Raw genomic sequence first — 12,824 nt, 5'->3', positions numbered from 1 at the left:
GATCCGGCTTTCATCGACCGCGTCCTCCCCGCTTGCCGCCCGGCTTGCGGCCGGGCTTGCGGCCGGTGGTGTCGATGGTGGCATCAGGCGCCGCCGCGGCCATGTTGCGGCTGACCCAGTCCTTCATCGACACGACCTTGGCCGTGGTCGGCGCGAGGTCGACGGACCTGGCCGGCGCGCGCGTCCCGCTGGCGGGGACCGTCTTTGCCTTGCGGCCGCTGGCCGCTGAAGCCTGGGGGGTACGCGCTGGCTTGCTCGCGACCTGTTTCGTGGTCGCGGTGGCCAGCCCTGCCCTGGGCGCGACCACGGCCTTGCGGCTGGAAGCCGACACCGGCGCGGCGGCCGCCGGCGTGCGCGTGACGGCTTTCGGCTTCATCCGCGTATCGTGCGCGGGAGGCGGCACGACCTTCGTCGCAGGGCGTGATGCCATGGATTTCGATTTCCCGATCGCGGCCTTGCCTGCGGTCTTCGCCGCAGCGGGCTTCGTCACTGCCGCCTTCACCGACGCAGTCGCGGCCGTGGCACGGGTGGCGCGACGCGGTGCCTTCTTGCGCACCGCTACGGCAGGCCGGGCCGCCGCGGTCCGCTTCGCCGCGCGCACCGTCTGGGTCTTCGGCTTGCCGGGCGTCTTCTTGCTGGCGCGCTTGCGCGACACCGCCTTCATCTTCTTCGGCACTGCCGGCGCCACCGCCGCCTCCGCGACTTCCGGCGAGGGCGCCGGGGCCACCGCCGCAGGGCGAGCCCTTGGCGCAGCCGGCGCCTGGCGCTGTGCCGTTGCGCCGCGCCGCGCCACGTGCAGTGCGCGCTCCAGGTCGGCGACCTTGCGGTGCAGCGCATCCACTTCGCCGCGTCCCGGCATGCCCAGCATCGAACCGAACTGTTCGACCTCGCGCTGCAGGCCCAGCCGCAGCCGCATCAGCGCGTTGGTCATCCCGGCGTAGGCGTGGCGATACTCGTCCGACAGCGCGATCTCGGCCCAGGCCTCCTCGGCCGCGTCGATCCACAGGTCGAACAACGCGCGCGCCGATTCCAGGCGCTTGCCCGGCGCATCGCGCTCTCCGAGCATCCGTTCGAAGCGCTCGTAGGCACCTTGCGTCGCCTGCGCGAGCACGGCATTGAAGGCCTCGTTGCGCTGCTCCCATTCCTGCCAGGCCAGCGCCAGGGCCTGCAGCCGTTCCTGGTGTTCGCGGGCCGGACCAAAGGCCGGACGTTGCAGCCACTCGGCACCCTGCTGGCGCAGCGGCCGCAACAGCATGTCCAGCATCGGGCGCATCTGCTCCAGCCATTCACCGCCGGAGAGGTTGCCGTGCATCGAACGCAGCAGGCCGGCGAAGGGATCTCCCCCCTGCCCGCCCAGCATCTCGCGCCAGGCGCGGGCGACATCGGACGCATTGCCGCCGCCACTGAAGTCGGCAGCCAGGCGCTGCATGCGCTGGTACCAGTCGTAGGTGCCGGTCCCCATGCCCATGCCGCCCAGGCCCGGTGGCAGGCCACCCAGGCCGCCGAGCCCGCCCAGGCCACCGAGGCCACCGAGGCCACCGCCCAGACCAAAACCGTCGGTCATCCCGCCGCGACCGAGCAGCTCGTTCCAGGTATTCCAGTACTGCCGCGCCAGCGATTCGAAGTCGCCCGGAAACTGCGCGAAGGGTGCGTTGGCCATGAATCCTCCCGTACGTGAAGGATTCTAGCGCCGTCCGGTGACAGCGGCGCGCCTGCCGTTCAGGGCTTGGGGATGCGCAGGGTCTTGCTGATCATCATCGAGCCGGATACCGCGAACAGCAGCACCAGCGGATGCAGGCGCCACGGACCCAGCTGCCAGTAACCCCACCACAGGTCCTCGCCGATCCGGCCCAGCGCGGCGGCGATGGCCATCAGCACGACCAGGACCAGGCTGGTCGGGATCGGCGTGCCCTCGAAATACTTCACCTTGTCCTCGCCTTCGGAGAGCTGTTCGGCGGTGACGTTGTAGCGGGCCAGGCGGCTGACGCCGCAGCACACGAACCACGACAGCACCAGCCAGTCCCAGCCGCCCTGCATGCCGCACGCGTAGGCCAGTGCCGCCGGGGCGACGCCGAAGGAGATCACGTCGGCCAGCGAGTCCAGCTCACGGCCCAGGGTCGAGGACGACTTGCGCCAGCGCGCGATGCGGCCGTCCAGTGCGTCGAAGATGAAAGCCAGCGGGATCAGCGCCATGCCCAGCAGCAGGTCGCCGACCCGGCCCTCCTGCAGGAAGCGCATCGCGGCGAAGATCGCGCCGGTGCCGCAGAACGCATTGGCCAGGGTGAACCAGTCGGCCAGATGGAAGTCGCGCAGCATCGAGAAGTGGCGGGCCATGCGTAAGGTCGCAGTCAGGGATGCGGCCAGCATAACCGCGACCGGCGTATGGGCCGCGTGGCGACGGGGGGTGCCACCTGGACTGCGCGGCGCCGCTGGGGAATGCCCCCCGAGCGGCAGCGGCTCCCGCCAGCCTGGCGAGGCGCATTTCTGTAGGAGCGGGCATGACCGCGACACCGGGGGCGTCGAAACCACGGAGGCGCGACCTGGGCCACCGGCGTCGGTGTCGCGGTCATGCCCGCTCCTACAGGGGAGTCTGTCGGCGGCGGCTTACGGCATCGGCAGCTGCGCCGCGTCCACCGCGCCCGCGCCACGGCCGCGGGCCTGGATCACCGCATCCGCCGGCAACGCGCCCTGCCCGTCCAGGTGCGCGCTCACCCGGTCCAGCGCGGCGTACATGTAGGGCAGCATCGGCGCGTAGCGCGCGCCGTAGGCCGGCAGCGCAAGGAAGGCGTCGAAGTGCTCGCCGTTGCGCACCTGCCAGTAGCCCACCTGCGTGCGACCGGCCTCGCGCGCGGCGGCCACGTAAGGCGCGCTGGTGAACACCGGCGGCACCAGTCCGTCGTCGGTACCGTGCACGACCAGCACCGGCAGGCCGGCGCGCGGCATCGACGCACGCGTGGCGGCGATGCCCGCGCGCACGCCGTTGGCGGGCTCGCCCTTCCCGGTGTAGAGGTCACGCAGGCACTGCGCGCCGGCCAAGGTGAAATCCGGTGGCGCAAGTTTCGCGTCGAGGATGCCGACCCCATTGCCCGGCGGGATGCCGGCCGCATCGGACCACCACGTGCCACGTTCGGCCGCGGTCGCCGAGCGTGGACTGAAGTCCGGGTTCTGCGCCGCGAAGGCGAAACCGCACGGATGCGCGCCGATGCCGTGGCGGCCGTACGCCGAGGCGTAGGTGACGGCGACCGAGCGCCACAGGTCGAAGCCCACGCTGAGCGCGCCCGCCTGCAAGGCCTCGTCGGTCCAGCCCGTCGCACGCATGCGTTCGTAGGCCGAGCGCGCCTGCGCGATGCTGTCGGCACCTTCGATGAGGCCACCGGCCTGCAGCGTGGCGCACCGCAGCTTCCACAGCGGTTCGACCTGGGCACGCAGCGGCGGCTGCGGCAGCGCATCGGCCGGCAGGTGCAGCAGCGCGCAGGGCATCAGCAGTGCGGCTTCGGTGCCGAAGTCGTACAGCGGCCGGCCGCCGTGGCCTTCGACGAACACGTTCGGCTCGCCGGCCACGACCGCGTCCAGCCAGTCGCCCTCCAGTTCGGCCGCGCGCAGCACCGCGCCGCCGCCGTTGGAAATGCCGACCGCGATGACGCGGGTGTTGTCGAAGGTGAACGGTGCCGACTGCGGGAACGCCTGGCCGAGCGCCGACAGCGCGAATTCCGCCGCCTGCTTCACGTGCCGGCCCCAGTCGGCCTCCGGGTTGTCCTGCGAATGGGCGTGCTTGAACGCCACGCCCGTTGCGCCGGCCGGAATCTCCGGTACGAACGCCAGGTCGGTGGCTTCGCCGATCCGCCCGGGCGTGCCATCCAGGCGCACGCCGATGCCGGCGTCCAGGTCGACGTAGTCGCTGCCGGCGCCCTTGTCGGTGTAGGCCACCGCGCAGCCCTTCGGCAAAGCCCACGGGCCGGCCACGGCGATCGCGCCGTAGACGCCGCGCGAGCCCGAGGCCGGCGCGACCACCACGCAGCGTCGCTTCTGGTCGAAGTCGTCCGGCACCTGCACCAGCACGCGGTGCGGCTGCTTCGCACCGGGCACCGTGGCCAGCGCCGAGTACTCGCGCCCCGGAACCGCGACGACGCTGCCGTACACCGTGCCGTAGCCGCCGGTGGGCGACAGGTCGGCGATGCCCCGCCAGTTGCTCCAGATCGCGCGCCGGCGCAGCTCCGCCGCATCCGGGTTGGCGGCATCGGCGAAGGCCGGGGGTGCCATCGCGCGAAGGCCATCCAGGCCCAGGCCGGCGGTCAGCAGGTCATCGCTGCCGCGGTGCTCGGTGACGCGCTGCGGTTGGATCATGGCGGACGGCTCGTATCCGGTGCGTTCGCGATTCGGGGTACCCGCGCAGGCGCCGAGCAGGCCGGCACCCAACAGGCAAACAGCGGGCAGGAGCAACGGGAACTTCAGTCGGTGCATGTCAGGACGGGGCATGGCCTGGGCCGGCATGAGGGATGCTCGCACGCTACCGGCGCCGGCCGCGCAGCGTCATCGTACTTTGGTACCACGCCCGTGCCGGCATGGCTTGATAAGCTGGCCGAAGGCGACTTGCAGAGACCCGGACCCCCATGCGCAGCATCCTCATCACCGGCGCGGCCAGCGGCATCGGTGCCGGCATCGCCCATGCACTGGCCAAGGCCGGCGACCACGTCATCGTCAGCGACCTGTCGCTGGAGGGCGCCGAAGCGGTCGCCACCGACATCCGCGGCCAGGGCGGTTCGGCCGAAGCGGTCGCGCTGGACGTGACTTCCGACGACAGCGTCGCCGCCGCGCTGGCCGCGATCTCGCGCCCGGTCGACGTGCTGGTCAACAACGCAGGCCTGCAGCACGTCTCGCCGCTGGAAGACTTCCCGCTGGCCAAGTGGGACTTCCTGGTCCAGGTGATGCTGGTCGGCGTGGCGCGACTGACCCGCGCGGTGCTGCCGGGCATGCGCGAGCGCGGCTTCGGTCGGATCATCAACATCGGCAGCATCCACGCGCTGGTCGCCAGTCCGTACAAGAGCGCCTACGTGGCCGCCAAGCATGGCCTGGTCGGATTCTCCAAGGTGGTCGCGCTGGAGACCGCCGACACCGACATCACCATCAACACGATCTGCCCGAGCTACGTGAAAACCCCGCTGGTCGACAGGCAGATCGCCGACCAGGCGCGCACCCGCGGCATCTCCGAGGCCGACGTGGTCAGCCAGGTCATGCTCAAGCCGATGCCCAAGGGCGTGTTCATCGAAATGGATGAACTCGCCGGCACCACCGCCTTCCTGGCCTCCTCCGCAGCGCGCAACATGACCGGGCAGACCCTGGTCCTGGATGGCGGCTGGACCGTGCAGTAACCCGACGCCGGCGCCGCCTCCATGCCGACCCTGCTGATCGCCGACGACCATCCGCTGTTCCGCGCCGCCCTGCGCGGTGCGGCCGCCGATGCCGTGGCCCAGCTCGACGTGCTCGAGGCCGAATCGCTGGACGGCGTGCTCGCGGCCCTGGACGCGTGCGCCGATGTCGACCTGGTCCTGCTCGACCTGCACATGCCGGGCAACCACGGCCTGGCCGGACTGGCCGCGATCCGCGCGCAGTTCCCCGCGGTAGCAGTGGTGGTGGTCTCGGCCAACGACGATCCGCGCGTGGTCCGCCGCGCGCTCGACCATGGCGCCGCCGGCTACCTGCCCAAGAGTTCGGGCCTGGACGAACTGCGCGAAGCGATCCGCCAAGTGCTGGCCTGCGAACAATGGCTGCCAGCCTCGCTGCGCGCGTCGGTATCGCGCGCCCAGTCCTCGCACCAGGACACCGAGCTGGCCGCGCGCCTGGCCAGCCTGTCGCCGCAGCAGTTCCGCGTGCTCAGCCTGGTCGCGCAGGGACTGCTCAACAAGCAGATCGCCGACCGCCTGGACGTGCAGGAACGCACGGTCAAGGCGCACCTGTCGGCGATCTTCGAGCGGCTGGGCGTGCGCAACCGCACCCAGGCCGGCGTGGTCCTGCGCGAGCTGGAACTGAGCGACCCGAGCCGCGTGCTCGCGAACTGAGTAGCCCGTGGAACCTCGACGACGCGGCGCCGACGCCATTCGCTGCGGGTCGAGACGCTGGTCATTTCTTCGCCACCCCTCTTGACTCGCCCGCCACGCAAGGCGCGCTGACGGTTATCCACATGGTTGCCGGCGAACCATCCACAACAGGTGTGGAGAACACGGACACCGGTCCGACACCGGCTGGTCAAAAATTCGCCACACATCTTGACAGCGTTGCCGCGCAAGCCGGCGCCGTGGTTATCCACATCCCTTTCCACGAACTGTCCACACCCGGTGTGGACAAGCGCCCGGGTCGTGGAACATTCCGCGAACGCGTGCGCCGGCGCGGCCGCGGCGTCAGATCCGCGACCAGTTCCAGGACTGCATCCGGCCGTCCCGGTAAGGCATCACCCCGTGGAAGGCGCGCGGGTCGGCGTCGAAGACCAGCGGCAAAAACTGCCGGTCGCCATCCCACAGCGGCAGCTCGAGGATCCGGTCGGCCTCGACCCATTCCAGCGTGCCCTCCGGGTTGCGCTCCAGCGGCGTGCCGCTGAAGGCGTCGATGACGAAGATGAAGCCGAGCCAGTCCTCGCCGTTCTTGCCGAAGCCCGGCCAGCTGATCGTGCCGCGCAGCTGCATCGATTCGCACTCGATCCCGGCTTCCTCGCGGATCTCGCGGCGCATGCAGGCGACCACGTCCTCGTCGCGTTCGATCTTGCCGCCCAGGCCGTTGTACTTGCCCAGGTGCAGGTCGCCCGGCCGCGCGTTGCGATGGATCATCAGCACCCGCTTGCGATCGGGCGACAGCACGTAGCCAAGGGTGGCGACGATGGGGGTGTAAGGCATGGACGTTTCCACGAGCCGACAGGATGGCCCATTGTAGGAGCGGGCATGACCGCGACACCGTGGACGTCGGAACTACGAGGGCCTCGCCCGTGCTGGCGGCCAAGACATCGGAATCAGGACGCCGCCGCCACTCCAGCGGCGCCGGTGTCGCGGGCATGCCCGCGCCTACAGGCGGGTGGCCGCCAGCATGCGGTCGAGCACCGACTTCAACGCCAGCGGCCGGACCGGCTTGGCCAGCAGGGTCAGTTCGGCGTCCTGCACCGCCGTGCGCGTGGCCTCGCTGGCATCGGCCGAAAGGATCAGGCACGGCGTGGCGTCGCCGCCGGCGCGCAGGCGCGCGGCCAGCATCACGCCGGTATCGCCATGGTCGAGGTGGTAGTCGAACAGCCACAGGTCGGCCGGTCGCGCAGCCAGCGCCATCGCGGCCGCATCGCCATCGGCCGCGGTCGCCACCTCGCATCCCCACCCCGCCAGCAACTGCGCGAGCGCTGCGAGCGCATCGGCATCGTTGTCCACCAGCAGGATCCTGCGACCGGCCAATCCACGCGACGGGCCACCCGGAGCCGCACGCCCGGCCACCGCCTGGGGCGGTAGCACCCGCTCCAGCGCGACCGCGAACACCGCGCCGTGCCCCTCGCGGCTGCGCAGCGTCAGAGGCGCCTGCAGCAGGCGCGCGATGCGGTCGGCGATCGAAAGACCCAGGCCCAGGCCCTGCCCCGGTGCATCCTCGCCACGACGGAACTCCTCGAAGATCGCCTCGCGTGCCGCCTCCGGAATGCCGGGGCCGGTGTCGTGCACTTCGACGCAGATGCGCCCGCCCCGCCGCCGCACGCCGATGACGATCCGGCCGCTCGCGGTGTAGCGCACCGCGTTGGCGAGGAAGTTCTGCAGCACCCGCCGCAACAGCTGCGGATCGCTGTGGATCCAGACCGCGTTGGGACGGTAGCGGAAGCGCAGGCCGCGTTCCCCGGCCAGCGCGCGGAACTGTTCGGCCAGCGGCGCCAGCACCTCGTCCAGCGGAAAGGCGCGCGGCGCCGGAACCAGGCCACCGGCTTCCAGCCGCGACATGTCCAGCAATCCGGTCAGCAGGTCGGTGGTGGAATCCAGCGCGCCGCCGAGCTGGCGCAGGGTCTCGCGTGGCGGCGGTACGCCCGCACCCGCCGGTGCCGTGGCCAGCTGCTGCGACAGCGAATCGACGAACAGCTGCGCCGCATGCAGCGGCTGCAAGAGGTCGTGGCCGATCGCGGCCAGGAAGCGGCTCTTGGCGTCGTTGGCGTGCTCGGCTTCCTGCTTGGCGGTCTCGAGCAAGGCGGTGCGCTCGACCACGCGCTGTTCGAGCGTCTCGTTGGCGCGGATCAGTCCCTGCTCGGCGTCGCGGAACGCAGTGACATCGGTGAACGTGGCCACGAAGCCGCCACCGGGCATCGGGTTGCCGCGGATCTCGACGATGCCGCCATCGGGGAACACGCGCTCGGTCAGGTGCGGGTTGCCACTGCGCATGAAGGCCAGGCGTCGATCGATCGCCCTTGCCAGGAATCGCTCGTCGGCCTGCCCGGAGTCCATGCGCTGCAGCGACCAGCGGGTCAGGTCGGCGATCGGCCGGCCCACCTGCAGCAGTTCCTCCGGGAAGCCGAACAGTTCGGCATAGCGGCGGTTCCAGGCGACCAGCCGCTGCTCGCGGTCGATCACGCTGATGCCCTGGCTCATGTTCTGCAACGCCGCCTGCAGCACCTGCTGGTTGAAGCGCAGGTCCTGCGAGGCCTCGCCCACGATCGCCGCCACCGTCTCCAGGTCGGCGCTCTCGCGCCGCGCCGCATCCAGCAGCAGGCGCGCGGAGGCGGCACCCAGCACCGCCGACAGTTCGCGCTCGACCTGGGCCTCGATCACCGCCGGCACCGGGCCAGTGCGCGGCGCCTGCGCCAGCAGCTCCACCACCTTCTCGCCGGGCAGGAAGCGGCGGCCTGCATCGCGCAATGCATCGGCGCCCAGGTTGCGGCTGGCGCGCCGGGGCGCGTCGCGCCGCCAGGCCATCGCCAGCAGGGTCACCGCGGTGCCCATGAACAGACTGGCGCCCACCGCGCGACCCAGCGGACTCCAGCCGGTCAGTCCGAACAGGCCGTTCGGCGCGAGCCAGCGCTGTCCGGCCGGCCCGTGTTCGAGCCATCGCGCGTCGAGGCCGCCGGCCGCCGCCAGGGTCGGCGCGAGCAGCACCCACGCCCAGGTGGCGAACGCGGCGACGACCCCCAGGATCGCCGCGCGCGGCGGTGTCTGTGGCCGGAACACCGCGAAGGCCAGCACCGGCGCCAGCGTGGCCAGTGCCGAGAACGACAGCGCGCCGACGTCGGCCAGCGCCTCGCTGCCCGCAACCAGGCGGCTGTACGCCCACGCCAGCAGCATGATCGCGGCGATGCCGGCGCGGCGCAGGCGCAGCAGGTCGCCGCGGCGGTCGCCGCCATCCCCGCGCGCCCATGCGCCGCGCAGCAGGCCCGGCGCGAACCAGTGATTGCCGATCATCAGGCTCAGGGTCAGCGTGCTGACCACGACCATGCCGGTGGCCGCGCTGAGTCCACCAAGGAAGGCGAACAGGGCCACGCCTTCGTGCCCCTGCGAGAACGGCAAAGCCAGCGCATACATGTCCGAGGGCACGTCGTCACCCAGCCAGGCGCGACCGGCGTGGGCCAGCGGCAGGGTCGGCAACGCGATCAGCAGCAGGTACAGCGGGAACAGCCAGCGCGCGGTGCGCACGTCGCGTTCGTCGCGGCACTCGACCACGCCGACGTGGAACTGGTGCGGCAGGATGAACATCGCCAGCGCGCCGAGCAGGACCAGTGGCAGGAAGCCGCCGGCAGGCGACGCCACTGGCGGCGGCGGCACCTCCGTCGCCGGCAGGGGATCCAGTCCGAACCAGACGAACGCGCCCAGCGCGAGCATCGCGGCGAGCTTGAACAGCGACTCGAACGCCATCGCCAGCACCAGGCCGCGGTTGTGTTCGGCCGCGCTGGCCCGGCGCGTGCCGAACAGCATCGCGAACAGGGCCATGGCCAATGCCACGTAGAGCGCGCCATCGCGCCAGAACGGGCCGCCTTCGGCCGCGCTGCGGGTCAGCGTGGCGAAGCTCATCGTCACCGCCTTCAGCTGCAAGGCGATGTACGGGATCAGGCCCAGCGCGGCGACCGCGGTGACGGTGGCGGCAAGCCACGCGTCCTTGCCCAGCCGCGTCGCGATCAGGTCGGCCAGCGAGGTGGCATTGGTCTCGCGCGCCAGCCGCACCAGCCGCATCATGAAGGACATCGCCAGCGCGTAGAACAGGATCGCGCCGACGAAGGTCGGCGGCAGCGGCCAGCCGTAGCGCGCGGCCTGGGTGACGGTGCCGTAGAACGTCCAACTGGTGCAGTGCACGGCCAGCGACAGCGCGTACACGTGGTGCCAGCGCCTCGCGAACAGGGTCGGATGCCGCTCGCCGTACAACGCGGTGCCGAACATGAGCGCCAGCCAGGCCAGTCCGGCCACGGCCACCAGCCCCAGGCTCAGCATCGCGCCTCAGCTTCCGAATGCACCGGTTTCCCCGTCAAAAAACTCCTGCGCCAAGCATAACGCGACGGCGGCGGGCCGAAGCCCGCCGCCGTGCCCTCCCGCGGAGAGGGGACGCCGCGGTCAGAAGTCGTAACGCGCCATCAGGCTGTACTGGCGCGGCGGACCGTAGAAGCCGGTCAGCACGCCGTAGGCGGCGATGTTGTAACCGGTGGTCCGGTACTCCTCGTCGGCCAGGTTGGTGCCCTGCAGCGACAGCGTCCAGGCGTCGTTGACGTTCCAGATCACGCCCGCGTTGACCAGACCATAGCCGTCCTGCTTGATCGCCGGACTCAGGTCGGTGGTCGGCCACACTTCGCTCTGGTAGGCGTAGGTCAGGCGCGCCGACAGGTTGCCGCCATTGTCCAGCGCGGTGCGCCACTCGGCGTTCAGCGCACCGGAAAACTCCGGGGCGTTGGTGAAGTGCTGGGTGTCGGCGATGTTGACCCCGCCGCTCATGAACTCGTCGTACTCGGCATCCAGCCAGGCCAGGTTGCCGCTGATCAGCCAGTGCTCGGTCGGCAGGAACTGGTACTCCACTTCCACGCCCTGCACGGTGCCCTTGCCGGCGTTGGTGAAGTCGCCGAAGAAGCTCTGGCTGCCGTTGGGCAGGGTGTACGAGGTGAACACCGACAGCTGGATGTCCTCGTACGTGTTGTGGAAGTAGGCCAGGTTCAGGAACATCCGCTGGTCCAGGAACGACATCTTGCTGCCGATCTCGTAGCTGTCGACCTGCTCGTCCTGGAACGGCTCGCCCGAACGCGGCACCGCGGTGGTGTTGGCGCGGATGTTGTAGCCGCCTGACTTGAAGCCACGGCTGAAGGACAGGTAGCCCATGATCTCCGGCGTGAACTGGTAGTCCAGCGAGGCCTTGGGCGAGAAGTTCTGGAAGTTGACCGTCTTGTCGAAGTTGGCGGCCGTACCCCACGAGGTCGTGTACTGCGGCGTGGTGTAGAAGCGGTTGAGCGCGACCGCATGCTTGTCTTCGTCGGTGTAGCGCGCGCCGACGTCGAGCTTCAGCTGCTCGGTCAGGTCGAAGGTCCAGTCGGCATACACAGCAATACTGCGGGTGTTGACGTAGCCCTGGGTGTCGCCGAACAGCGGGTTGGTCAGCGAGGTCGCCAGCGCCGGGTTCCAGAAGTAGTTCAGCACCTGGCCACCGGCGTCGCCGTTGAAGTGGTACAGGCCCATCACGCCGCGGGCGCGGCCGCCGGCGTCGAAGTTGGCCTGCAGCTCGTTGCTGACCTGGCGGTCGTTGTAGTACGCCTCGACGTCCACCAGCTTCAGCGGGGTGGTGTCGAAGTCGATCATGGTGTGGGTATCGGACTCGCGCAGCGCGGTGACGTACTTGAGCGCCCAGTCCGGGGTCAGGCGCCAGTTCACCGCCATCGAGGCACCCTTCATCGTGGTGTCGTTGACGTTGCCCATGCCGCTGCGGATGTCGTAACGGTCGTCCAGCGGCGGGTACGCCGGCGCCAGCGGATTGGCCGCCAGCATCTTGGCGCCACGCACGCCGGACTGGTCGTCCATCCAGTCCAGCGAGAACTGCACGTCGAAGTCTTCGCTGGCGAATGCGCCGAACTGGGCGCGCACCGCGTTGATCTCCTTGTCGCTGACCGGCTGGCCGTTGCTCAGGTTCTCGCCGAAGCCGTCGCGGTTCATGCTGGCCATGGCGATGCGGCCGCGCAGCACGCCGTCGCCGATCGAACCGCCGATGCCGGCCTTGGTGTCGAGCTGGCTGTAATTGCCCACGGTGACCGAGGCGAAGCCCGAGGTCTCCTCGCGCAGCCCGCGCGAGACGTACTTGATCGCACCGCCAATGGTGTTCTTGCCGTACAGCGTGCCCTGCGGCCCGCGCAGCACCTCGATCCGCTCGACGTCGAACACGTCCAGCAGGGCGCCCTGCGGGCGGGCGATATAGACGTCGTCCAGGTAGATGCCCACGCCGGGATCGACGCCCCACAGCGGGTCGGCCTGGCCGATGCCGCGGATGTAGGCGGTGACCGTGCTGGTCGAGCCGCGTGCAGCGTAGATGGTCAGGTTCGGCACCTGCGCGTCCAGGTCGCCGAGGTCCTTGATGTTGAGCGTGTCGAGCGTCTCGGGGGTGAATGCGGTCACCGCCACCGGCACGTCCTGCAGGGTTTCCTCGCGCTTGCGCGCGGTCACGGTCACGGTGTCGAGCTGCACCGCCCGGGTCTGTGGCTGCACGGCTTCCGCGGCTTCCTGCGACAACGCCGGCAGTGCCGGCGACACCAGCACGCAACCGATCGCCAGGCTCAGATATTTGCGCTTCATCAGTCCCCTCCTCCCAGGTACACGATGTTCCGGCAGGCACATGCCGCCGATGCTGCGCATCCTGCGGGAAGCTGC

At 70.4% G+C, this 12,824-nt stretch carries 8 protein-coding genes; 2 read left to right on the top strand and 6 right to left on the bottom strand.

Annotated elements, in window-relative coordinates; translation table 11 throughout:
* Positions 1–10: 10 nt before the first annotated feature.
* From CSC65_RS12375 to CSC65_RS12365, 3 genes are all read right to left on the bottom strand, one after another.
* A complete protein-coding gene (locus tag CSC65_RS12375) occupies positions 11–1,660 on the bottom strand; it encodes a poly(R)-hydroxyalkanoic acid synthase subunit PhaE (RefSeq protein WP_162410885.1) in 1,650 nt (549 codons plus the stop codon).
* Positions 1,661–1,719: 59 nt separating this feature from the next.
* Entirely contained in the window at positions 1,720–2,334 is a 615-nt protein-coding gene (locus CSC65_RS12370; RefSeq protein ID WP_162410884.1) for a CDP-alcohol phosphatidyltransferase family protein, read from the bottom strand.
* A 270-nt stretch (positions 2,335–2,604) separates the two neighbouring features.
* Positions 2,605–4,461 (bottom strand): 3-hydroxybutyrate oligomer hydrolase family protein, encoded by a 1,857-nt coding sequence (locus CSC65_RS12365; RefSeq protein ID WP_162410971.1) that lies wholly within the window; start codon positions 4,459–4,461, stop codon positions 2,605–2,607.
* Between the two features lie 149 nt (positions 4,462–4,610).
* On the opposite strand from CSC65_RS12365, the gene CSC65_RS12360 reads away from it, so the two are divergent.
* Positions 4,611–5,369 (top strand): 3-hydroxybutyrate dehydrogenase, encoded by a 759-nt coding sequence (locus tag CSC65_RS12360; protein WP_162410883.1) that lies wholly within the window; start codon positions 4,611–4,613, stop codon positions 5,367–5,369.
* 21 nt (positions 5,370–5,390) lie between these two features.
* On the top strand, positions 5,391–6,056 hold the full coding sequence (locus CSC65_RS12355) for a response regulator (protein ID WP_162410882.1): 666 nt from the start codon (positions 5,391–5,393) through the stop codon (positions 6,054–6,056).
* A gap of 339 nt (positions 6,057–6,395) precedes the next feature.
* On the opposite strand, the gene CSC65_RS12350 is transcribed toward CSC65_RS12355, so the two are convergent.
* The 3 genes from CSC65_RS12350 to CSC65_RS12340 form a co-directional block, all read right to left on the bottom strand.
* Positions 6,396–6,884 carry an NUDIX hydrolase gene (locus CSC65_RS12350; RefSeq protein ID WP_162410881.1) on the bottom strand — a complete coding sequence of 163 codons (489 nt, stop codon included), beginning with the start codon at positions 6,882–6,884 and terminating at the stop codon, positions 6,396–6,398.
* 165 nt (positions 6,885–7,049) lie between these two features.
* Complete coding sequence (locus CSC65_RS12345) at positions 7,050–10,418, bottom strand: hybrid sensor histidine kinase/response regulator (RefSeq protein WP_162410880.1); 3,369 nt, start codon at positions 10,416–10,418, stop codon at positions 7,050–7,052.
* Positions 10,419–10,538: 120 nt separating this feature from the next.
* Positions 10,539–12,749, bottom strand: a complete 2,211-nt coding sequence (locus CSC65_RS12340) for a TonB-dependent receptor (protein WP_162410879.1) — start codon at positions 12,747–12,749, stop codon at positions 10,539–10,541.
* Positions 12,750–12,824: the final 75 nt, after the last annotated feature.

Origin of the sequence: Pseudoxanthomonas daejeonensis (assembly GCF_010093205.1) — a bacterium.
GTDB lineage: Bacteria > Pseudomonadota > Gammaproteobacteria > Xanthomonadales > Xanthomonadaceae > Pseudoxanthomonas > Pseudoxanthomonas daejeonensis.
The sequence above is the reverse complement of the archived record's forward strand: the minus strand, read 5'-3'. Positions and strand labels throughout refer to the sequence as shown.

Bases quoted from the DNA above. Each gene is read 5' to 3' on its own strand.
- CSC65_RS12375 (WP_162410885.1), bottom strand. From the start codon at position 1,660: ATGGCCAACGCACCCTTCGCGCAGTTTCCGGGCGACTTCGAATCGCTG.
- CSC65_RS12370 (WP_162410884.1), bottom strand. From the start codon at position 2,334: ATGGCCCGCCACTTCTCGATGCTGCGCGACTTCCATCTGGCCGACTGG.
- CSC65_RS12365 (WP_162410971.1), bottom strand. From the start codon at position 4,461: ATGCACCGACTGAAGTTCCCGTTGCTCCTGCCCGCTGTTTGCCTGTTG.
- CSC65_RS12360 (WP_162410883.1), top strand. From the start codon at position 4,611: ATGCGCAGCATCCTCATCACCGGCGCGGCCAGCGGCATCGGTGCCGGC.
- CSC65_RS12355 (WP_162410882.1), top strand. From the start codon at position 5,391: ATGCCGACCCTGCTGATCGCCGACGACCATCCGCTGTTCCGCGCCGCC.
- CSC65_RS12350 (WP_162410881.1), bottom strand. From the start codon at position 6,884: ATGCCTTACACCCCCATCGTCGCCACCCTTGGCTACGTGCTGTCGCCC.
- CSC65_RS12345 (WP_162410880.1), bottom strand. From the start codon at position 10,418: ATGCTGAGCCTGGGGCTGGTGGCCGTGGCCGGACTGGCCTGGCTGGCG.
- CSC65_RS12340 (WP_162410879.1), bottom strand. From the start codon at position 12,749: ATGAAGCGCAAATATCTGAGCCTGGCGATCGGTTGCGTGCTGGTGTCG.